This is a genomic window from Pseudoalteromonas issachenkonii (assembly GCF_002310795.1).
In the GTDB taxonomy this organism is placed as follows: Bacteria; Pseudomonadota; Gammaproteobacteria; order Enterobacterales; family Alteromonadaceae; genus Pseudoalteromonas; species Pseudoalteromonas tetraodonis.
Genome location: NZ_CP011030.1, coordinates 75,153 through 97,742 on the forward strand (window position 1 = coordinate 75,153; position 22,590 = coordinate 97,742).

General features: G+C 41.4%; 22 protein-coding genes and 1 pseudogene. 10 read left to right on the top strand and 13 right to left on the bottom strand.

The features are described 5' to 3' along the window. Positions 1–34: 34 nt before the first annotated feature. Both PISS_RS00395 and ycaO read right to left on the bottom strand, forming a co-directional pair. A pseudogene (locus PISS_RS00395) lies at positions 35–3,389 on the bottom strand (ATP-binding protein). Between the two features lie 118 nt (positions 3,390–3,507). Further along, complete coding sequence (ycaO, locus tag PISS_RS00400) at positions 3,508–5,268, bottom strand: 30S ribosomal protein S12 methylthiotransferase accessory factor YcaO (RefSeq protein ID WP_013463710.1); 1,761 nt, start codon at positions 5,266–5,268, stop codon at positions 3,508–3,510. Positions 5,269–5,424: 156 nt separating this feature from the next. Here ycaO and PISS_RS00405 point away from each other — a divergent pair, with 156 nt between their 5' ends. From PISS_RS00405 to PISS_RS00420, 4 genes are all read left to right on the top strand, one after another. Beyond that, a complete protein-coding gene (locus PISS_RS00405) occupies positions 5,425–7,713 on the top strand; it encodes a penicillin acylase family protein (protein WP_058153974.1) in 2,289 nt (762 codons plus the stop codon). A gap of 76 nt (positions 7,714–7,789) precedes the next feature. Continuing rightward, on the top strand, positions 7,790–8,638 hold the full coding sequence (locus PISS_RS00410) for an MBL fold metallo-hydrolase (RefSeq protein ID WP_033103662.1): 849 nt from the start codon (positions 7,790–7,792) through the stop codon (positions 8,636–8,638). 88 nt (positions 8,639–8,726) lie between these two features. Beyond that, positions 8,727–10,259, top strand: coding sequence for a bifunctional GNAT family N-acetyltransferase/carbon-nitrogen hydrolase family protein (locus PISS_RS00415; protein ID WP_016900226.1), 1,533 nt, complete (start codon positions 8,727–8,729; stop codon positions 10,257–10,259). Next, positions 10,259–10,576, top strand: a complete 318-nt coding sequence (locus PISS_RS00420) for a DMT family transporter (protein ID WP_058153975.1) — start codon at positions 10,259–10,261, stop codon at positions 10,574–10,576. The genes PISS_RS00415 and PISS_RS00420 overlap by 1 nt, the downstream gene beginning before the upstream one ends. Before the next feature lie 44 nt (positions 10,577–10,620). Here PISS_RS00420 and PISS_RS00425 read toward each other — a convergent pair whose 3' ends face one another. After that, entirely contained in the window at positions 10,621–11,502 is an 882-nt protein-coding gene (locus PISS_RS00425; RefSeq protein WP_013463714.1) for a DMT family transporter, read from the bottom strand. 243 nt (positions 11,503–11,745) lie between these two features. Between PISS_RS00425 and PISS_RS00430 the strand changes: the two genes are divergently transcribed. After that, positions 11,746–12,129: an MAPEG family protein gene (locus PISS_RS00430; protein ID WP_013463715.1), complete on the top strand. Its 384-nt coding sequence runs from the start codon at positions 11,746–11,748 to the stop codon at positions 12,127–12,129. Between the two features lie 74 nt (positions 12,130–12,203). On the opposite strand, the gene PISS_RS00435 is transcribed toward PISS_RS00430, so the two are convergent. The 3 genes from PISS_RS00435 to PISS_RS00445 form a co-directional block, all read right to left on the bottom strand. Further along, positions 12,204–13,412, bottom strand: coding sequence for a M56 family metallopeptidase (locus PISS_RS00435; protein WP_058153976.1), 1,209 nt, complete (start codon positions 13,410–13,412; stop codon positions 12,204–12,206). A gap of 9 nt (positions 13,413–13,421) precedes the next feature. Then, positions 13,422–13,796 carry a BlaI/MecI/CopY family transcriptional regulator gene (locus tag PISS_RS00440; RefSeq protein ID WP_013463718.1) on the bottom strand — a complete coding sequence of 125 codons (375 nt, stop codon included), beginning with the start codon at positions 13,794–13,796 and terminating at the stop codon, positions 13,422–13,424. Positions 13,797–13,905: 109 nt separating this feature from the next. Beyond that, positions 13,906–14,598, bottom strand: coding sequence for a pseudouridine synthase (locus PISS_RS00445; protein WP_013463719.1), 693 nt, complete (start codon positions 14,596–14,598; stop codon positions 13,906–13,908). Positions 14,599–14,689: 91 nt separating this feature from the next. Here PISS_RS00445 and PISS_RS00450 point away from each other — a divergent pair, with 91 nt between their 5' ends. Together PISS_RS00450 and PISS_RS00455 are read left to right on the top strand one after the other, a co-directional pair. Further along, positions 14,690–14,995: a DUF6482 family protein gene (locus PISS_RS00450; RefSeq protein WP_013463720.1), complete on the top strand. Its 306-nt coding sequence runs from the start codon at positions 14,690–14,692 to the stop codon at positions 14,993–14,995. A 41-nt stretch (positions 14,996–15,036) separates the two neighbouring features. Then, positions 15,037–15,456 carry a GNAT family N-acetyltransferase gene (locus tag PISS_RS00455; RefSeq protein ID WP_033103665.1) on the top strand — a complete coding sequence of 140 codons (420 nt, stop codon included), beginning with the start codon at positions 15,037–15,039 and terminating at the stop codon, positions 15,454–15,456. 14 nt (positions 15,457–15,470) lie between these two features. Here the strand turns inward: PISS_RS00455 and PISS_RS00460 are convergent, their stop codons facing one another. From PISS_RS00460 to lptM, 7 genes are all read right to left on the bottom strand, one after another. Continuing rightward, complete coding sequence (locus PISS_RS00460) at positions 15,471–15,830, bottom strand: HopJ type III effector protein (RefSeq protein WP_033103666.1); 360 nt, start codon at positions 15,828–15,830, stop codon at positions 15,471–15,473. A 97-nt stretch (positions 15,831–15,927) separates the two neighbouring features. Next, positions 15,928–16,638 (bottom strand): HAD-IA family hydrolase, encoded by a 711-nt coding sequence (locus PISS_RS00465; protein WP_013463723.1) that lies wholly within the window; start codon positions 16,636–16,638, stop codon positions 15,928–15,930. A gap of 10 nt (positions 16,639–16,648) precedes the next feature. Then, entirely contained in the window at positions 16,649–17,593 is a 945-nt protein-coding gene (locus tag PISS_RS00470) for a tyrosine recombinase XerC (RefSeq protein ID WP_013463724.1), read from the bottom strand. After that, complete coding sequence (locus PISS_RS00475; protein ID WP_028834868.1) at positions 17,590–18,201, bottom strand: DUF484 family protein; 612 nt, start codon at positions 18,199–18,201, stop codon at positions 17,590–17,592. The genes PISS_RS00470 and PISS_RS00475 overlap by 4 nt, the downstream gene beginning before the upstream one ends. After that, entirely contained in the window at positions 18,198–19,028 is an 831-nt protein-coding gene (gene dapF, locus PISS_RS00480; protein WP_013463726.1) for a diaminopimelate epimerase, read from the bottom strand. Before dapF ends, PISS_RS00475 begins: the two co-directional genes overlap by 4 nt. Positions 19,029–19,092: 64 nt before the next feature. Further along, entirely contained in the window at positions 19,093–20,346 is a 1,254-nt protein-coding gene (lysA, locus tag PISS_RS00485) for a diaminopimelate decarboxylase (protein WP_013463727.1), read from the bottom strand. Continuing rightward, positions 20,347–20,526 (bottom strand): LPS translocon maturation chaperone LptM, encoded by a 180-nt coding sequence (lptM, locus tag PISS_RS00490; RefSeq protein WP_013463728.1) that lies wholly within the window; start codon positions 20,524–20,526, stop codon positions 20,347–20,349. A gap of 148 nt (positions 20,527–20,674) precedes the next feature. On the opposite strand from lptM, the gene cyaY reads away from it, so the two are divergent. From cyaY to PISS_RS00505, 3 genes are read left to right on the top strand one after another with little or no spacing between them, the layout of a single operon-like run. After that, a complete protein-coding gene (cyaY, locus tag PISS_RS00495; protein ID WP_013463729.1) occupies positions 20,675–20,998 on the top strand; it encodes an iron donor protein CyaY in 324 nt (107 codons plus the stop codon). Continuing rightward, complete coding sequence (locus tag PISS_RS00500) at positions 20,995–21,651, top strand: alpha/beta hydrolase (protein WP_058153977.1); 657 nt, start codon at positions 20,995–20,997, stop codon at positions 21,649–21,651. Before cyaY ends, PISS_RS00500 begins: the two co-directional genes overlap by 4 nt. A gap of 23 nt (positions 21,652–21,674) precedes the next feature. After that, a complete protein-coding gene (locus tag PISS_RS00505; protein WP_028834864.1) occupies positions 21,675–22,580 on the top strand; it encodes a DUF2914 domain-containing protein in 906 nt (301 codons plus the stop codon). Positions 22,581–22,590 lie beyond the last annotated feature (10 nt).

The window sequence follows — 22,590 nt, forward strand, 5'->3', positions numbered from 1 at the left end:
CTCACCTAATAAATTCTATTTTTAGCTTACACTGTTATTTGCTTGTAAGCCATTGCTGGAGCTTAGAATGAAGAGTTGTGGCATTGAGGGGTTTAGTTAAATAGTCATCCATACCAGTGGCCAAACATTTGTCTTTATCACCCTGCATTGCGTTTGCGGTAAGCGCTATTATTGTTATGTTTTTATTTACCTTGCCTGCTTTGCCTTCTCTGATGGCAATAGTTGCTTGGTAGCCATCCATCGTAGGCATTTGGCAATCCATTAATATTAATTGATAAGTGTTAGCTGGGTTTTGATTCAACGTTTCAACTGCCTCAGCACCATTTTCAGCAATCTCAAATGTCACGTTCAACTGTTTTAAAAAAGCAGCGGTAACAACTTGGTTAATTTTATTATCTTCTACTAATAAAACATGCGCCGCGAGTGTATCTGTCATAACCTCAGTGGCAGCAAGCAACTTTAGTTGTGTATCAACGTGTGTTTGCTCGATAGTGCTTTTTGCAGTCAGCGCATTTTGTAAATCAAAAGGGGTGAGTGGTTTAAATACGAGGGTTTCTTCGGTTAATGGTAAGGTCGCGTTTTTATTTGTATAACTCATGGGAGCCATAATAATTAAATGGCCGCTACTTCTTGTTAAAAACTGCTTAAGTGCGAGTGCTTGAGCTTCGTATAATGGTTCAAATAAAGCACTGTCAACGAGCACAATGTTTGGTGGGGTATCTTCATGGCTATTAATGTAGGCACTTATAGACAGGTAATCGCAGATCGTGCTGACCTTGCCCCCCCAGCGAGTTAATTGTTTTTTGGCAATAGTGGTATTGAGTAAGCAATCATCAATAACCCAAATACGCTTATTTTTAATTGCTTGATATGCTTCGTGCTGTTGAACTAATTGAGGGGTTATCTTTATAAAAAAGGAAAATGTACTGCCTTCATTTGGTGTACTACTCACACTCACTTTGCCACCCATGAGCTCACACAGCTGCTTTACAATAGCAAGACCCAGGCCTGTGCCACCATATTGGCGTGTGGTTGATGTGTCTGCTTGAGTAAATGAGTCAAATAAATGGGGCTGTTTCTCTGCGCTGATTCCTATACCTGAGTCAGCGATTGCACATTCTAAAACTGTGGCGTCAAGTGTGTGGGCAATTTTAGCGGTTATCAATATTTCACCGTTTTGGGTGAATTTAACGGCATTACCAATTAAGTTACTTAAAATTTGACGTAATCTATTCGGATCGCTAATAAATTCACTGCTGGTGATATGTGTTGCATCCAAAATTAACGTGGTGTTATTTTGCTCGGCTTTTAATGCAAATGACTCAACCACTTCACCCAGTAAGCGAGGTAAATTAAATTGAATATTTTCAATGTCTAACTTGCCAGCCTCTATTTTAGAAAAGTCTAAAATATCATTAATAATTCCTAACAATGACTCTGCAGATGATTGTGCAAGTTTAATATGATGCTTTTGTTGTTGATCTAATTGGGTTGCTTTAACAATATTAAGCATTCCCAACACCCCATTCATGGGTGTGCGAATTTCATGGCTCATACTGGCTAAAAACTCACTTTTTTGCAATTACAGCTTGTTCTGCGGCTTCTTTTGCCTTGACTAGTTGTGCCTCTGTTTCTATACGTTGTTGGCTAGAGTAAAGGCTGCCAATTAAAGCCCCTACAGCAATTAAAAAGCTTTCTTCATTATGGCTCCATGTTCTAACTATATCTTGCTCAGCACATACTATTCCAATAGAGCCACTGCTTGCAGGAATAAGAACACACAGCATCGCCTTGACTGAAAACGGTTGAAGGTAGCTTTCTTTGATGGGGGCTAAGTAGGGATGTTGTTGAGCATTATCAACACAAAATATCGCTTTTCGTTCTATTGCGGTAAAAAATTCAGGAATAGTTTCTTGCAGCCACGGAATATTATTTTCGCTACCTGAACGATTAAAACACGCAAATTGAATTAGCTGGGTTCTTTGTTGGTTAAACAATTTTATACTGGCGCTGTTTACCTCAAGGGCTTGGCAAATAGACTGCGTGATTAATTCTTTAGATTGGCTTAGTTTGCCATTTAATATTTCATCACTCACCGTTAAGGAGGCCAAGGTTTCGTTAAAACGAGCAATTTTGCGATTTTCTAATTCTACTTTTTTACGGGCATCAATATTTTGTAATGAACCAAATATTCTTACACAACGGCCATTTTTATGTTCAGCTTCACCGTGAACAAGTGCCCATACAGGCTGACCATTTGCATTGATCACTTCAAGCTCAGTTTCGTAACTTTCACCATGCTTAATTGCTCTTTCAACCAGTTTAGCGATTTTTTCTCTACTTTCACCTTCTTTAAAATAGTTTAAATTTTCTGACCATTTTGGTTGCTCATCTAATGGGTATTCAAATATTTTTTTAGTCATATCTGACCAAAACACGTGTTTTTTTTCTAAGTTAAACGACCATGCACCGACTTGTGCTAAATTACTCATCACCTCAAGCATTCTTTCGCTTTCTTGTTCACGGTTGAGTATTTTTAGATAAAACAAAAAGGCAGAAATGAGCAAGCCTAACACGGTTAAAATAATGAACCGTAAAGGCCAGATCGAAGAACTCACTGGTTGCCAGCCTTGCTTGGGTATAACATAAAGCTGCCAAACACCTCCTTGAAAGTTTAAAGTAAATTCTAGAGGGTCTTGATCAGTAATAGAGGGGTCACCGAAAAAAAACTCACCTTGCTTACCTAATCCATTACGTCCTTGTATTGCTATATTATAATTTTGCTGTAGTTCAATAATCCCCGAGTTTTCATAAACTTTTTCTATATCGAGTACCACTGAGAGCAATCCCCAAAAGGCGTTATTTTCTGGCAAGTATACTGGTACGCGCGCAATCAAGGCTTCGCTGCCTTGGACAAGCTGAAGTGGACCTGCCATCACGATCGTATTCGTGTCTCTTGCTTTAATGGCATCTTCGCGCTGTGCTTTATTTTCCAAAAAATTAAGACCTATCGCTTTTTCGTTACCTTTAAGCGGATGGGTCATTTTTATTACCATGTCTGGCGCCGCGCCAATGTTACGTAGCTCATTTGAGGTTTCAAAAAGTGGGGCTGCAATTTGTTCAAAGCGAGTTTGATCTAAGTTTGGCTCAGCGGCAACAGCAATAGCTAAGCCACGAATGAGTTGAATATTAGACACTAATACAGCTTCAAGTTGTGCTCTATAGGTACTTACCTGCGACAGAGTGCGTAATCGATAAGCATCTTTCTCACGGTGATAATTGACGTGATCAAGCACCAAGCTGATAGTGATTATCAACACCAGCGATAATAAAAAAGTCAGCTTAGCGTTATTAATTCGGGTGCGTTTGTTTTTGCGCTGCGGGGACATAGAATGTAATTAAGTTGTTAATCAAGACAGGCTAACTATAGTCAATTTATCGAAGAAATAAAAATGGCGCAGTTAAAAATGCGCCATTTTATTTTTATAATTAGTAGTTTAGGTGTGGTTATGAGTCGCTAACTTCGCGCGCCCAATGCTGTTGCTTTGCAACGTGTAATTTGCGGTAACCATCAAGAAGTGCTGCATGCTTTTTAAAACCCTCAAGCGATAAGCCTGGGAAAGTTAAGCCGTTAAATAATTTACGACCTTCAGCAATTTCAATAGCAAGCGTGACATTGTCGCTACCAAACATTAAACCTAATGCATCTTGATAACTTGCATATTCGCGCTCGTCATCATATTTAATTTCAAGGATTGCTTTTAAGCAACGAAAGTGACGCATCGCTTCGTCGTTTACTTGGCCGGTATGCAAAATCCAATCAACCCAGTCAATGGCTTCTTCATTACCCGCCGCTAAGCATAAATGTGCTTTAAGCTCACCAATGCGTAGTGTGTGCCAAGGTGTATCGGCGTCGGTTGCTAAGCCAATGAATTCAGCTGCGCGAATAATATCGCTATGGCCTGCTTCTTCGAGGTTGTCGTAAATTTCCATCCATTGTTCGCTATCGTACTGATCAAGCGATAAGAAGTCTTCGCGGAATTTAGCGCCTTCATTATTGTTGCGCCAAATTAACTCATCTACTGGATAAATGTCTGACATACCAGGAACTAAAATCCGACATGCATACACGTTTAAGTGGGTGTAATCCATAATATAGATATCGTGACCCATGCTATGAATTAAATCAGTACAGAAGTTGTATTCTTGCTCAGTTGAACCACTAAAGTCCCAATGTACAAATTCAAAATCTGCTTCAGAGCGGAAAAAGTCATGTGAAATTAAACCGCTTGAATCAATAAAGTGCAGTTCAATGTTCTCAGGAGTAGCGACTTCGTCGTTATCAAATGTAGCAGGTTGGAATACGTCTAGTTGATCTAGGCGACGACCTTGCAGTAATTCAGTAACGGTACGCTCTAGCGCTACTTCAAATGAAGGGTGGGCACCAAAAGAAGCAAATACTGACCCATCAACAGGGTTTATAAGCGTGACACTCATTACTGGGTATTTACCGCCTAGTGATGCATCCGCAATGCGTAAATGGAAGCCATGGCTACGCAGCTCTTCACAAGCTTCATGAATTTTAGGGTATTGTTTTACCACCTCTTCAGGCACGATTGGCAAGCTGATACCTTCGGCAATAATGCGGTTTTTAATAGCGCGCTCAAATACTTCAGATAATCCCTGAACACGGGCTTCAAATTTAGTATTACCGGCACTCATACCATTAGAAACAAAAATATTACCAATCACATTCACCGGAATGTAAATGTCTTGGTTGTCGCGCTGACGAGTGTACGGTACAGAACAAATACCACGTTCGAAATTGCCAGAGTTAAAGTCATAAAGGTGTGATGCGGTTAATTCACGCTCTGGGTCAAAATAATCCCATAAGCTTTCATCCATAATACCCTGTGGTATTTCATCGTTTTCAACTTTAAACCATTTCTCGTTTGGATAATGAGTAAAGTCATCATTGGCAAATTCTTCGCCTAAGTAAAAATCAGCAAAAAAGTAGTTACAGCTTAAACGCTCAAAATATTCACCTAGCGCAGAGGCAATAGAGGCTTTATCAGTGGCACCTTTACCATTAGTAAACATCACACCGCAGTCGCTATCTTTTATATGAACTGAATAACAGTTTGCTACAGGGTTAAGCCACAGCGCTTCTTCAATATTAATATTTAGCGCTTTTAGCTTGTTTTGCATGGTAGAGATAGACGATTCTAAATCGCGGTCTTTACCTTTAATAAATGTTTTTTCAGTCATTTTGATCTCAACTAGGTCTGCACAATACATGAACTGTGTATTATCGTGGATTTTGATGTTTATTTCACCCTTTACCCGCTTTTCGTAGCGTTTTTAATAGAACGATTATGAATATATGCTAATAATAGTTTATTGAAATAGTTAAAGGGTATATTTATGTTTAAAGTAATCAAACGGTTGCTATTGGTTGTTGTGGTTTTAGCGCTCGCCAGTACTGCAATTGTTTACGGCGTTTTGACCTTAAGTTTGCCAGCCCTTGATGGTAAAGGCCGAAGCGATGCGGTAACACAGCCCGTTAAAGTCGCTCGTGATACGCTTGGTCAAGCCGTTATTACTGCAACTACTCGTCATGACGCTGCCTATGGCTTAGGGTATGCTCATGGGCAAGACCGCTTTTTTCAAATGGATTTATTACGTCGTAATGCGGCCGGTGAGCTAAGCGAACTATTTGGTGAAGCCGCGCTTGGGCTTGATAAAAAAATGCGTTTTCACCAATTACGTAAACGCAGCCAAGCTATTTTAAAAACCCTCCCGAAGGCCGACAAACAGCTGCTACGCAGTTATGCCCAAGGTGTAAATGAAGGCCTTGCACAAGTAGGGTACCCAAGTTTTGAATATTTACTCACGGGGGCTGAGCAAAAGCCTTGGCAAAGTGAAGACAGTTTATTAGTTATTTTTAGCATGTACCTTGATTTACAGTCATCTACATTTGAGCGCGACCAAGCTTTAATTCAAATAGAGCAGCAGTACGGTGCCGAAATGGTAAGTTTTTTAACGCAGCCTAGCCAATATCAAGCCGCATTGGATGGCAGTCAGCTCGCTCTTTTGAATAACCCAATCCCCGAACTTTTATCGCAACCAATCACCGCGATTAAACCCATTACCGCTAACTTAGAAGTGGGTAGTAATAATTGGGCAGTCACCTCAAATTTAACCAACACTCAGGCTGCGATGCTCTCTGATGATATGCATTTATCAATGGCTGTGCCGGTTATTTGGTATCGAGCCCAATTAAACTATTCATTAAATAATAAACCCATGCAGGTAACGGGTGTCTCGCTTCCGGGAGCGCCGGCGATTGTAGTAGGCACAAATAACAACGTTGCATGGGGGTTTACCAACGGGTATTTAGATACCGCCGATTGGATTGCGCTTAATAGCGATAGCAAAATGTGGCAAGTAGATGAGCCTATTGCATTACCCAGTGGCAAAGTAGAAAGTTACTCTCTTACGCTCAGTGAATACGGTCCGGTAAAATACATTAATGAAAAGCCTTACGCACTGAGCTGGGCTGCACATCAACCATACGCCGTTAATATGCAGCTATTACAGCTTGAGCAAGCACAGAGTGTTGATGATGCGCTTGATATTGCAAGTGACGTAGGTATTCCTGTGCAAAACCTGCTGGTGGTCGATGACCAAGGAAATGCAGCATGGAAAAATATGGGCGGCATACCTGCGCGAACAACACCTAGTGAATTAGCCGTGAAAGAAGAAGATTACTCCGCGCTTTGGCAGCAAAACGAAATCGATCGACCTTTTATTAAAAATCCTGAAAACGGGCGATTGTGGACAGGTAATTCTCGAGTGGTATCTGCTGATGATAACGTCCGTTTTGGTAATGGCGGCTATGCGCTTGGAGCCCGTGCAACGCAAATTCGCGATAGGTTATTTGAAAAACAACGCTTTAATGAAAGTGATTTTTATCAGTTGCAGTTAGATAACCAAGCACGATTTTTAATGCCTTGGCATGCCTTATTGCTTGAGCAGTTAAAAAAGCAGCCCACGCGCTATAAAGATCATATAAATGCCCTCGAAAACTGGCAGCAATGCGCTTGCCCGCAATCAATAGGGTATACCTTAGTAAAGACGTATCGTGATGAACTGATTAATATTTTATTTAGCAGTATTGAGACAACACTCAACCAGCAAGATGGCACATTAAAATATGTGAAACGTGATTTAGAGCCTGCTGTTTGGCAGTTAATAAAGGCTCAGCCAACAAGTTGGGTTAATCCGCAGTTTACTAATTGGGAGCAGCAATTACAGGGCGCATTTGAGCAAACACTCACGCAGTTAACATCAAGGTTTGGTAGTAACATACAAAACTGGCAGTGGGGAAAAGTAAACGAATTAGCGATTGAGCACCCGTTTGCTAAACAAATGCCCATACTAAGTAAGTTACTTAACATGCCAACAGCGCCCGGGTTTGGTGACAGTTATATGCCAGCGGTGCAAAAACGTAGTTTTGGCGCATCACAGCGTTTTATTGTTCAGCCTGGGCACTTAAAGAATGCTATTTTAACGATTCCGGGTGGGCAATCAGGCCACCCACTTTCTGAGTTTTATCGAGCTGGCTTTGATGAATATGTAAAAGGTAAGCACACGCCATTATTACCGCAAGCATTAATGCATCAAATTGAAATTGCACCAATGAACGACTAGCCTTGGATGCAAAGTGAGCTAAATAAGTAGTAATAACGTTTTATAACCCAGATAAAGCAATTATAGGAAAACAAAAATGAAAAAATTACTACCGGCATTAATCACCAGTTTACTGTTAAGCAATCATGCATTTGCGGATGAAAACCCTGTTACGGCTACACAATTAAGTGAACATGTTTACGTGTTATTTGGTCAAGGCGGTAACATTGCCGCAAGCGTGGGGGATGATGGCATTTATATTATTGACGATCAGTTTGCCAAGCTTTCCGACGATATAAAAAAAACCATTAGCGACTTAAAGCCAGGCAGTGCCGAGTTTGTAATTAATACCCATCATCATGGCGACCATACTGGGGGTAACGAGAACTTTGCCAAAGCGGGCGCACATGTGATTGCTCACGACAATGTACACAAACGCTTAAAAGAAAAACATGGTGAGGGTTCTGATTACTTACCGCGTATTAGTTTTGGCCATGATTTAAAACTGCACTTTAACAATGAGCATGCGCATGTTGTGCACTACTCAAATGCACACACAGATGGCGACTCGGTTATCTTTTTTAGTAACGACAACATAGTGCACATGGGCGATATATATTTTAACTTTGGAAGCTTACCTTTTGTTGATGTAGATAGTGGCGGTAGTGTTGATGGTGTTTTAGCGGCGGTTGATGATGTGATCAAACAAATTGATGAAAAAACAACCGTTATTCCAGGGCATGGCCCGATAAGCGACCGTTCAGGGCTAATGACGTATCGTAAGCTGGTACAAAAAGCGAAAGATGTTATGCTTAATGCTATGCAAAACGATGCCAGTTTAGAGCAAGTCCTCAAAGCCGATCCATTATCAGAACTTGGCCTTGAATATGCAAACTGGTTACCAAAAGAGCGTGTAACCACCCTTTTTTATCGCAGTTTAAAGTAGCGCCTAGCGCGAACCATAACGCATAAACCTAATTAAGCTGAGCATTTGTTCAGCTTTTTTGATTTTTACGTGCCTAAAGGAGTTGTATATGTCGGCAGAAAAAACCCATCTTGAAATTTGTAACTTAAGCAGAGAACAATACCCACAAATTAAAACCTTGATGGACGAAGCGTACCCTGATTTAGGCGGCGCATGGCCAAGCCATACAATTTTTAGACTTATAGATCAGTTCCCTGAAGGGCAAATTGGTATTGTTGATGATGGCGTGCTGGTGGGGTTAGCGCTGAGTGTACAAGTGGATTATGCACGTTTTTCAAACCCGCACACCTATGAAGATATTGCTGATGGCCATGACCGTGTATTTAGTGATACCACCGGTGACGCGCTATATGGTTTAGATGTTGCTATTAGTGAGCAGTACCGAGGCATGCGTTTAGGGCGTCGTCTTTATGATGCCCGTAAAGAATTATGTCGCCAATATAACTTACGCGCTATTTTAGCGGGTGGCCGCATTCCGCGTTATTACAATCACAGCGACGATATGACGCCAATGGAATACATTGCCAAGGTGGATCAAAAAGAGATATACGATCCAATATTGAGCTTTCAATTAGCTAACGATTTTCAGGTAAAGCGTTTACTTAAAAAGTACCTTCCAGAGGATCAAGAATCAGTAGGTTATGCCACGTTACTTGAGTGGAATAACATTATGTTTGAGCCAACCGATACCGTTATTGAGTCGACTAAATCAATCGTACGTGTAGGGGCTGTGCAGTGGCAAATGCGCTGTGTTGAGTCGGTTGAAGAAATGCTAAAGCAAGTTGAATATTTTGTTGATACGGTATCTGACTATAAAAGCGACTTTATTTTATTTCCGGAGTTCTTTAACGCGCCACTGATGGGGTTAACTGAGCAAAGTAATCAAACCGAAGCCATTCGTTATTTAGCTGAATACACTGAAACTTTTAAAAATGCGATGTCGCGCATGGCAATTGAATACAACGCGAATATTATCACCGGCTCTATGCCGCTTGCCGAGGGTGATAAAATCTATAACGTGAGTTACCTGTGTCATCGCAGTGGTAAAATAGATGAGCAACGTAAAATTCATATTACCCCGCATGAACATAATGATTGGGTGATTCAAGGCGGTGATAAAATAGCGGTATTTGAAACCGATGCCGGTCGCGTAGGGATTCAAATTTGTTACGATGTAGAGTTTCCAGAGTTGTCGCGTATTTTAGCAACCCAAGGTCTTGATATTTTATTTGTGCCATTTTGGACCGACACCAAAAATAGTTATTTACGTGTTCGCCACTGTGCGCAAGCGCGCGCTATTGAAAACGAATGTTATGTGGTTATCGCAGGTTCGGTGGGTAATTTACCTGAAGTAGAAAGTTTAGATGTGCAGTATTCGCAATCTGCTGTTCTTACACCGTCTGACTTTTCATTTCCACACGATGCCACACTAAATGAGGCCACCACCAATACCGAAATGTTATTATTTAGCGACTTAGATATGGACAAGTTAAAAATACTTCATAGTGAAGGTACCGTGCGAAACTTAAAAGACCGCCGCAGTGATTTATATGAAGTGATATTGAAAAAGAGAGATGTTTAATGGCGTGGATGTACTTAATAATTGCAGGGTTACTTGAAATTGGTTGGCCAATAGGCCTAAAAGTTTCACAAAACCCAGATACCCGTTGGCAAGGCATTGCAATTGCAATCGCGTTTATGGTCGCAAGTGGCTTTATGCTTTGGTTAGCGCAAAAGCAAATCTCTATGGGGACTTCTTATGCGGTATGGACGGGGATTGGCGCAGCAGGTACGTTTTTAGTTGGTATATTATTTTATGGTGATGCAGCCACTTTTGGCCGTATTGCTGGTGTATTAATGATTATTTGTGGTGTCATCACCTTAAAAATTAGTCATTAATTGTTAGATTAAAAAACAAGCGCAGATTTATACCTGCGCTTTTTTTAACTACTTGGCAGCATAACCAATATGGCAGCCACTGCAATCAGCACTAGCCCCGCACTGTCTTGGCGCTTTAGCGGCTGCTTTAGCCATAAAATAGAGATTAACATGGTAAAAAATACTTCTATTTGACCGAGCGTTTTTACATAGGCGACATGCTGTAAGCTCATGGCACTAAACCAGCCGACGGAACCTAAGCAGCTAAATACACTCACTGCACTTGTCATTTTCTTATATTGATACATCATTTTAAAGGTATGGCGCTCTTTTAAAGCAATGTATATACATAACATCAATGTTTGTAAGCTAATAATCAGTAACAAAACCCACGCGGGTGCATAAGGAAAAGCAATACCCGAGCTTAAACTCGCTTCGCGGATCCATGACGATGACAACGCAAACGAAGTACCGCAAGCAAGCCCTGTTAAGGCGGTTTTTAAGCTAAAATGTTTCACATTCGCAATGCCGCTTAATAGCAATACAGCAAGTGCGCCAATAAATACACCAATCCAACCTAAAAATGAAAGCGCCGAACCAAAAAATAGTAACCCTAATATCGCCGCCATTAGCGCTTCGCTTTTAGCAAGGCCGGCGCCTACTGCAAAATTGTTCATTTTAAACAACTTCACCATGAGCCCTGTGGCAATAATTTGCACTATGCTGGCTCCAATAATATAGCTAATAAATAAAGGATTAAATGAAGGGAGAGGCGCATCTTGGTAATAATAAAGCGCATATAAATACAGCCCTGCAATAGGGCTTGCGACAATAAAGCGGGCTAGAGTAACGCCAGCAACGCTGACATGAGCGCTTAATTTGCTTTGCAGCGCATTACGCCATGACTGCATAAATGCGGCAAAAATAGTGAGTAAAATCCAAATCATCTTAAATAACATACAAAAAAGTGGAGAGCTAATTTAGCAGTACTCTGGCATTAAAGCGACCATCAAAAAGGCATAATGAATATTCATCACCTGCGACAATTTGCCACAGTGACGCACTGCTTAAATCGGCTATAGTGTGAGGGATGTTACTGCTAGCCGCCAGAGCTCAGGTTATTTATATTTGGCGGCTTTTTTCTATTTGCTGTGTTATTTTGGGTCATAAATAATAACTCGAGAATTATAATGACGATTTTATTGGTTTGCGCCTTAATTGCAGTGATCATGCCTTATGTTGCGAGAATCCCAGCTATTATAGAAATGAATAAGCTCGGTGGTTACGATAATAAACATCCGCGGCAACAACAAACACAACTTACAGGACTCGGAGCACGGGCGCTGGCTGCTCATCAAAACTGTTTTGAATCGTTAGCGGTTTTTGCCGTTGCTTTGGCTGCTGTATTAGGCACAAACAATGTTAATGCCGTAACCGAAACTTTAGCGATGACGCATATTGTAGCGCGTATTTTATTTTGTACTTTTTATTATTTAAACCTCGATATTATTCGCTCGATCACTTGGCTGGTGGGAATAGGCACCGCTATTGGCATGATCGCCGTCAGTTTATAACGAGAATAAGCAAAAACCACAAAGCAAGCAGCCTAAAAGGGTGCTTGCTTTATAGTCTTAAACACTTATTCCCATTAATGCGATATGTTAACTCGCTCTATTAAATCACTTTTTGTAACTGTACTGTTGAGTGCAAAATCAAGTTGTATTAGTACGTTTTGTTGTCCCATTGATGAAGGTGTATATTGCCATTGCATCAGTGCTCTTTTTGCTTCTTTGTTAAAGACTGCTTCTGGTTCAGCTTTTACAACAGTAATGTTAGCTGTTTTGCCTGCTGGGGTTATGTCGTATTTTAATACCACCGAACCGCTAATGCCTTGTTCCGCCGCTTGTTTTGGGTAAAGCGGTTCGATTCGCATTACGGGAGCGATAGATGTTTCTTTTTTAGCTGATGCTTCAGGTTGCTTTGCTACTGCTAAGCCACTGAGCAAGCTCGCAGCGATAAGTAACACGCTTCCTTTTGCTAGGCGCGAATGTGCGCCGTTATGTTTGATATTAGTAAGTCGTTGTAACATGGTTTTTTTATCTCCGTAGTGTGAATAAGCCATCAGACCCGCTGGCGCATTGGCAGCGCAGTTTATTAAGGCTTTGCTGTATAAAATTTGTTGCTGTGTGGTTTTATTGCTTAGTACCCGTTCATCACAAGTTAGCTCCTGCAAACGTCTACAGCTTGCGTAAGCCATCCAAGCCAGAGGGTTAAACCACAATAAAATTGTAGCCAGTAATAGCAGCACATTTATAAGGTTGTCTTTGCGCTTTATATGCACGTTTTCGTGCTCTAGAATAAGCGCCAGAGTAGTATTATCAAACTGAGTATTATAATTGTGCGGCAATACCAGTTTGCTATTAAAAACACCAATGACCATGGGCGTAGCCACCTGAGCACTGGTATAAGTTTTTACTCCGGTTATTACCTGCTTAAAGTTCGCTAATTCAGTGAGCTGTAGGCCTTTAACAAATCGGGTATGGGTAACAACAGCGGCAATTAATAAGACCGTGGTAATAATGACATACAGTGGCGCCCAACTAACACTTAAACCGTTTGTAAGTACCTGATTAGGCGTAATTAAATGGTAACTAATGCCGCTATTTTGCAGTGGCTTAATTGCACTAGGTAAATTAGCCAACAGAACTGATACAGGTATTAACCAAGCTAATTTATACACAAAGCGTGAACCAAGGGTTTTTAAGCCAAAGCGCTCCAGTAAAACAAACCCTGCAAACAACAGACTTAATAATAGCTGCTGCTCAATGAGCCAATTAAATCCTATTTGAATCGCCATGCTCACTCCTTACTTTTGATTCTTTTCCCAGTCATCAATGACTTTTTTAAGCTCGTTTATATCTTGCTGAGAGAGTTGCTCCGATTTAGCGAAGCCACTTACCAAAGGGGCAATACGACCACTAAAAAAGCGCTCTATGAAGTTCTTACTCTCTTTTAAAGTATAATCAGCACGCTTTATACAGGGGGTGTAAATATATTGGCGGCCGTCTTTTTCAAAGCTAAGCGCGCCTTTTTTTACTAAACGACCCAATAAGGTTTTAATGGTTTTTTCGTGCCATTGTTTATCGTCACTTAAACGCTCAATAATTTGGCTGGCTGTGGCGGGGTAGTTAATCCAGAGTGCATCCAGCACTTCAAATTCTGCTTTTGATAATTCGATCATTTTATTGCCTACAAGTGTAATCTTTTATTTAAGACTACACCTGTAATCTATTTTTGCAAGTTTATTTTTTGTTTTTTAATCACGCTAAAGGGAGGGAATTAGTGTGAGCTTATTGGCTTAAAATATCGTTTTTGTTAATTTTTATAAAGTGGTTTTCTGGGAGGTTTAAATTATCTAATAGTAATTCACTGATCTGTACGCGGTATAAATCAATGACTGTGTAGCCACAGTAATGCGCCATTTTACGTATTTGCCTGTTGAGCCCTTGTTTTAAAACAATACTAAATTGATTACTCGCTATTTTAACTACTTCACAAGGTCGTGTTATTTGCTTATCAACGGGGACGCCTGCCGCCATTTTTTCACAAAAATGCGCGTCTAATGGTTTATTCACAGTGACTAAGTAGCGTTTAGGTTGATGAAAGTCTGGATGAATCAGTTGATTACAAAAGTCTCCGTCGTTGGTCAAGATAATTAAACCACGAGAATCTTTATCAAGGCGGCCAATAGGGTAAACACGGGTAAGTTGAGGCAGGTGATGAATAAGGCTGCTGGGGTCGTGATGATTGAGTTTACAGTCAATCCCTACCGGTTTGTGATAGGCAAAGTACACTAAATCGGCTGGGCCTTTAATGGCGTGACCATTAACGATAACACGGTCGTTTTCGTCCACATGATCAATATGATTAGCGGGGCGATTATTAACGATGACAACGCCTTCATCAATCAAGCGCGACGCTTGTTTTCGTGAGCAAATACCGGCATGAGCAATGTATTTAGCGAGTCGAATTTTTGTATCCATAATGCCGTGTAATTAAAAAATATTGATCGCGATTATAGCAAAGCTGCGTATTGATTACTTGGACAGTTAATTTAACAGTAGGTAGGTTACTATGGGTATTCAATTTTCAGAACTAAAAAAGCATCAGCCATTACAAAAAGTGGTTGTTCATTCACTGGAAATGGCCTTGTACCAAGTGTCTGTTGTCATTAATAATGTTGAATACTATGTACAAGAAAGTAATGGTGAATTTGTGAAGGCACTAAGCCCATTACATATTCAAAAACGCTTTGAAGATATCGCCTATGCACAAATGATGCTAAGGCACACCAGTGCTTATGATGAAATGTGTGGTCAACCAGAAAAAATTTCCAGTAATATGCTCGAAGTGCCCTTTGGGCAAAACAACCTGTTTTAATATCAGGTATTTGCTAATATAGGTCTATTTGGAATCATCCAATGTACCTATTACATCCCGATAATTCTGAGCAATTAAATCAAGCACTGCGCGCGCACATGCTTGAGTTTAATGCTCAGCACTTCGACGCACAGCGTCAACCTCTTGGCTTTAAATATCTCGATAAACAAGGTGAGTTAGTTGCAGGCATAAGCGGTCATGTGTTTGGTAACTGGTTGCTAATAAGCTGGTTATGGTGCGATGAATCTGCACGAGGCAATGGCTTGGCTGATTCGTTATTAACATCACTTGAAAATGCAGCAATTGAAATGGGTGCCGTTCAGGCTCAGCTTGACACCTTAGACTTTCAAGCCAAGCCTTTTTATGAAAAACGGGGTTACCAAGTTAAATATCAACTTGATAATTACCCACTTAATGGCACTCGTTACTTTATGGAAAAACCGCTAATAGTGGCTAAATAACGCTGATTGGAGCGTTATTTTTTTGCTGTTAATGGCGTACCATCAAAGGTAATACCTAAAAATGGGGTGGCTTCAGGCGCTAACATAAAGGTGCGAATATTCATGTGATCGTCTGCATCTGGGTTGTTTAGTACGTCTTCGCGATAAAATGCCCCAAAACAATCTAATGTATTTTGCTTACTAAGACCATTGAGCTTAGCAAACGCAAAAATTTTGCATGAACCGTTATTTTCACTCGCAGAGCTCAATAACCCATGGTTACTAAAACTGCACGCTGTAAAAGTATAATGCTCATCAATAACGGCCATAGTATCAGCAAAACCAATGCTTTTAGGCTCATTCGCGAGCGTTGTTAAGTAGTTTGTGAGCGTCATACGCTGTCCTTGTTATTATAAGATATTGTTAAGTAATTACCCCTAACCTATCTTATGATTGATTTATATTCAATTGAGCCAATAAAACAAGCATAGTTTATTTACCAATTAAATGGGTTAACGCATGAATGTTGGTTATTTCAATATCAGCAAGTCCTTTGTAGGCATAGGCTTGTGCTTGATTATTTAACCACACAGACTGGCAGCCAGCGTTATTAGCACCTTGCACATCGCTATCAAGGCTGTCACCTATGTGTAAAATTTCACTGTTGTTAATACGCAAATGTGTTGCAGCTTGATCAAATAAGGTCGTATGTGGTTTAGCTTTACCGTGCAAGCCAGCTTGCAGCACCAGTTCAAACTTATCTTTTAAATTAAAACGCTCAACCTCTACATTACCGTTAGTAATGGCAATTAATTTGTAGTGCTGGCTTAGTTTATCGAGCAATGTTAGTACGTCTTCGCTCACTTCAATATTACTGCGCGCATCAGCAAATGCTTGATAAGCACTGTGTGCATGATGCTCTACTTCATCGTCTTTAAAACCAAGCTCAGACAAAACTAAGCGTAGGGTATGTTTACGCCACTGAGTGACGTTATCAATGAGTTCAGGTTGGTGTTGAACAACTCGCTCACGGCATTGTTGCCAAAACTGTGGCCCCTGTTTTTTATAGCCTGGCAGCGCATTTAAATAATCAATTTGCGCCTGAACGGCTGCGGTTATGATTGGGCGGTTGTCGTATAAGGTGTCGTCTAAGTCAAAGCTTAGTACAGAAAAAGGAGAAATTGCGCGATTAAATCGGATCATGGTTATTACCCTAATCGGTTCGTTTTTTAGCACGTGGATGGGTGTTGTCGTACACCTTAGCCAAGTGCTGAAAATCTAAATGAGTATAAACTTGGGTTGCAGATAAACTACTATGGCCTAATAACTCCTGTACTGCTCGTAAATCGCCAGACGATTCTAAAATATGCGACGCAAATGAGTGGCGTAATTTATGCGGATGCACTTGTGAGCTTATACCTTGTTTAATGCCCCATTCTTGCATTCGCAAACGGACTTGGCGCACAGAGATACGGTTTTTTTTACTACTTAAAAATACCGCGTGTTCGTCTGCGCCCATAAATAGCGGCCGAACCGCGAGCCATTTCTTTAATGCCTCAAGGGCCTTAGAGCCAACCGGTATTAGCCGTTCTTTTGCACCTTTACCACGTACCAGTATTTCACCATTACGGGCGTTTATATCCTGCATGTTAGCACCAACTAACTCGCTAATGCGCAGACCTGATGAATACATGAGTTCCATCATGGCTTTATCTCGAATGGCAAGTGGATCGTCATCGGGGATTTCGAGTAAACGTGCCATTTGGTCAACATCAAGATTTTTAGGTAAAGGCTTGGCAAATTTAGGGCCTTTTATCCCTTGCGCGGGGTTATGGTAATGCGGTTGCTCAGTAATATTTTTTGCTTTTAAAAACTTATATAAACTTCGAATGCAGCTTAGCTTTAAGCTGATTGTTCTGCCGCTCAGTTGCTTAGCGCGCAGCGCCATGCTGTAACGGCGAATGTGCTCACTTTGTACGGCAAACCAATTGTCGCATAGCTTATTAAAATACAAGGCGGCAAAACCTAATTGGCTAACATATTGATTGACGGTGTGCGCTGAATACTGGCGTTCAAATTTTAAGTAATCACTAAATAATGTAATGGGTGTACGCCAGCTATCGCTTAAGTCGCTAATATTTGGCGTGTCGTCGCTCATGCCAGTTCCAGTAACCGTATTTGTAATGAGCGTACAAAATCTAACACAAATAAGTTATCTTGTGAGGGCTCAAAGTGGTTCTCATCGTGGCTGCCAAAAGCCAAAATTGCGTAGGGGTTACTCGGTTCGCCAATTAAATACAGGGCGGTCGATTGGGTATCATCGTTAAAGAGTAAGTCGCGCTCTTGCTGATTTACCCGCCCTAAATAATGATTACTATCTGACAATCTATGCTTTACTAAGCCCTCAAACGCGCTGTCGTATCTTACGAGTTTGCACTCATTAATAGTCGGGCTCATGCAAATAATGTTGCGTAAGTTACTTGCCAAAGTATTAAAGTCGTAATTGCTCCAAAGCTGACGATGGCATTGACTGAACAAGCGGTACACGAGTTCATTTTGCGTGGCATGCTTGGTCATCGTCTCGATTTGATGTTTTAACTGAGTATTATGTTCACGTAGTTGACGTTGCTGAATATGTACTAACGAAGTCGCACCCTGAACTTGCTGTTGTAACTCAAGTTGCGCTAATAGCGCAGGTTGATTTATTAAAAAATCAGGGTGCTGTTGTAAGTAATCTATTACTTGCTGTTTAGTTAATTCACTCATAGTGCAACTTGCCCATCAAATACATGTTCAGCGGGGCCTGTCATACGCACTGGGTGGCCTTCGCCACTCCAGCGAACTTGTAAGCTACCGCCTGGTAAATCAACTTGCACTGTGCTGGTGAGCTTGTTTTGAATAAAGCCAATCACCATAGCGGCACACGCACCGGTACCACAAGCAAGTGTTTCGCTTACACCACGTTCCCACACTCTGAGTTTAATGTGTTCTTGAGAAATAACCTGCATAAAGCCAATATTTGCGCGCTGTGGAAAACGTTCATGATTTTCAAGCAACGGGCCAAGGGTACTCACTTGTGCCGTTTCAATGTCGTCTACTTCCATGACGCAATGCGGGTTACCCATAGAAACAGCACCACTAAAAACGGTATGTTCTTCTGCACGAATAATATAAGTCAGCTCACGTTTGGTTGCTTTGAGCGGGATTTTACTCGGCTCAAAATTAGGGTGTCCCATGTTAACCGTTACTTGGCCGTCTTTTTCAATATACAGGGTGAGGTTACCCGATTTAGTTGAAACGCTAATTTTATGTTTATTGGTTAAGCCTTTCATGCGCACAAAGCGGGCAAAGCAACGGGCGCCGTTACCACATTGTTCTACTTCGTGGCCGTCGGCATTAAAAATCCGATAGTGAAAATCGAGATCGGGTGAGTAAGGGGCTTCAACCATCAGTAATTGGTCAAACCCAATGCCGAAATGGCGATCGGCCAGCTTTTTGATTTGATCACGGGATAAAAAAACGTTTTGTGTAATATTATCAATCACAACAAAGTCGTTACCTAAGCCGTGCATTTTGGAAAAATTAACTAACATAGCGCTCTAATTCGGTTTTGCTCTGCGCTAATCATGCCACAGAGCAGCTAGTTGGCAAAAACGTTTATGGTAAAATTTTCTCACCTTGGTACAGGCTCTCGATGGTTTCGCGTTCGCGAATAAGATGATGTTGCTCACCATCTACCATTATTTCGGCAACCCGTGGGCGTGAGTTATAATTTGAACTCATTGTAAAGCCGTACGCTCCAGCGCTACGCTGCACTAACAAGTCACCTTGCTTGAGTGCTAGAGGGCGGTCTTTACCTAAAAAGTCACCGGTTTCACACACCGGCCCAACCACATCATAGTTGTGGGTAGGTGTTTCGTCATCACGCACCGAGACAGGAATAATTTTTTGCCACGCTTGATAAAGTGATGGGCGCAACATGTCATTCATACCCGCATCAACAATCGCAAAGTACTTGTCTTGATTTTGCTTAATAAACTCAACCTGAGTCACTAAAATCCCAGCGTTAGCGGCAATAGCTCGCCCTGGTTCAAAAATCAGTTCAAGGTGGCGATAATTAGTAAGGCGCTGTGTTACTTGTGCTGCATACTCACTCGGGTGGGGAGGCTGTTCGTCGTTGTAGGTTACGCCAAGGCCTCCACCAATATCTAAATGGCTTAACTCAATACCTGCATTTTTTAACTCATCAATTAATGCCAGTAGTTTATCAAGCGCCTCTAAAAACGGTTTGGTTTGTGTCAGCTGTGAGCCAATGTGACAATCAACCCCAACTATATTTAAGCCAGGTAACGACGCAGCATGTTGGTACACACTTAACGCGGTTTCGATACCAATGCCAAATTTGTTTTCTTTTAGGCCAGTAGAAATATACGGGTGTGTTTTAGCATCAATATCAGGGTTAACACGAATAGAAATTGGCGCGTCCAGATTAAGCTCACACGCTACTTCTGAAATGCGCTCAAGCTCTGAGATTGATTCAACGTTAAAACATTTAATACCTAATTCTAACGCATAAGCAATTTCGTCAGCGGTTTTAGCAACCCCAGAAAACACCACTTTATTGGCTGCGCCTCCCGCTTTGATGACCCGCGCGAGCTCGCCTTTTGAAACAATGTCAAAACCCGCACCAAGTCGCGCCAGTATATTTAATACTGCAATATTTGAATTTGCTTTAACGGCGTAGCACACTAGGCTTTTATGATCTTGAGCTGCATTGGCAAACGCTAAATAATGGCGTTCAAACGTCGCTCTTGAATACACATAACACGGTGTACCATAGTGCTGTGCAATCGTTGCTACGCTGACATCTTCAGCAAATAGTTGGTTGTTTTTATAATTAAAAAAATCCATTTACTGCTCCTGTTTTTGCTCAATAGGTGTTTGCTTGTTGGGGGTGTCTGTTGGCTGATTTTGTTCAGTAGGCTGCTCTGGTAAGTACAGCGGGCCGCTTTGACCACAGCCAGCTAACGCACACAACAAAACGGTGCTGATTAATAGTTGTTTTAATTGTAAGGTATATGTCGCTTTCATTAGATTAATACGGTTGCTGGCTTTATAATCGCAGAGTAACAGAATATCTAAAAAATGCAGCTATTCGCGGATGATTTTATTCCTGTTACACTAGCTGTACAAACATGCACCCATTATTTAGGCGTCTTGCCTGCAAAGGAAATTAACGATGACTGATCACGAATATCACCAGTTAGCAGAAGCTCTTATGTTCACAATTGAAGAACAAGTTGATGATTGTGAAGCAGATTTAGATTATGAATCGGCTCAAGGTATTTTAGAAATTATTTTTCCAGATCGCAGTAAAATTGTGATTAATAAGCAAGCACCTTTGCATCAAGTGTGGGTGGCAACAAAATTTAACGGTCACCATTTTGAAATGCGTGATGGTCAATGGATTGATAACCGCTCAGGCGCAGAGTTTTGGAGTTTCATCAATGAAGCGTCAACACGTCAAGCGGGTCAAGAAATTAAGTGGCAATCATCGCTATGAGTTTAGAGTTTGTTCAATACCCAGCTCAGGGGACGCATAAAGCCACGGTTATTTGGCTACATGGTTTGGGTGATTCAGGTGATGGTTTTGCCCCAGTAGCGCCGCAGCTCGATTTACCCAGTGAATTAGGTGTGCGTTTTATCTTTCCGCATGCGCCAATGCAGGCCGTTACTATCAACGGCGGTATGCAAATGCGCTCATGGTATGACATTAAATCGATGGATTTAGACAAACGTGCAGATGAACTAGGGGTTAGGGAGTCTGCAGCAAAAGTTGAGCAATTAATAACGCAAGAAATTGCTAACGGCATACCGGCGAACAAAATTATTTTAGCGGGATTTTCACAAGGTGGCGTCATATCGCTACATTTAGCCCCGCGTTTAGAGCAAAAGCTTGCTGGCGTTATGGCGCTGTCAACCTATATGTGTGTGCCACATAAATTGGCTGATGAAGCAAAGCAAACACAGCTAAATATATTTATGGCTCATGGGAGCCAAGATGACGTTGTACCGCATAGCGCGGGTAGAAGTGCGTTTGAAGTATTATCAACGCATAACATGGATGTGAGTTGGCAAGAATACCCTATGGGGCATCAGGTTTGTACACAAGAGTTACAAGCTGTGCGCCAATGGTTAATTTCTCGCTTAAGTTAGTTTAGGAGCCGCTGAGGGTCAAAATGAGTCAAAAAATAGTAATAACAGCAAATGTAAAACGTGAACCACAGGTTAGCGAACCCAGCGTGAGCTATGAGTGGCATTGGCGTCGGATTGTGAGTATTTCTATGTTGGTGATTATGACCTCTGCAGCGGTTATTTACGGCCTGTCTAGCGCTGTGAATGCTGATCAAGGGGCGCCGCATCCTAATGAGCAGCTCGATTCTACTGAGCAACAAACAGCAATTGTGTCGTTAAGCGATGATACTGCAGCATCAGCAGAGAGTGAAAACGCAACAGATGCTGATGAGGAGCTGCTGAGCAGTGTCGCAATTGCAGCACCTAAAATCCTTTCCCCAGATGAGCAAAAACCAGCTCCTATTACCGAACAAGTAACATCAGAGCCTGAAGTTCAACAAAGTATTATTGAGCAAGAAGTAGAGCCAACGATCACTGCTGAGCCTGAAGAAGCAGCCATGGCTGCAACAGATAACCAAACGCCTGAAACCGAAACGGCCAGTGAAAAACCGGCTGAGCAAAAAGTATTTGCTGAATCAGCACAAGTTGCGAGTGTGGCCATTGGTGCCAAAATAGATACAGCTACTATTAGCCGCGCCGTATTGACGCGCAGTGTGAGTAATCGTGAACCAACCAATGTATTTGCCGCCGATGTGCGTTTAAGCCAATTTGAAGAATCATTGTCATTTTTTAGTGAGCTTAAAAACTTACAAGGTCAGCAGGTAAAGCATATTTGGTTATTTGAAGGCGAAGTGATGGCGGAAGTGTCGCTCAAAGTTACTTCTCCGCGCTACCGAACTTACTCAACTAAAAATATTATGGATTCCCAGCTAGGGAATTGGCGCGTTGATGTGGTTGATGAGCGAGGTTTACTCATTGCGCAAAAAGAATTTAGAATTTTAGCTGATTAAATCGCCCTCA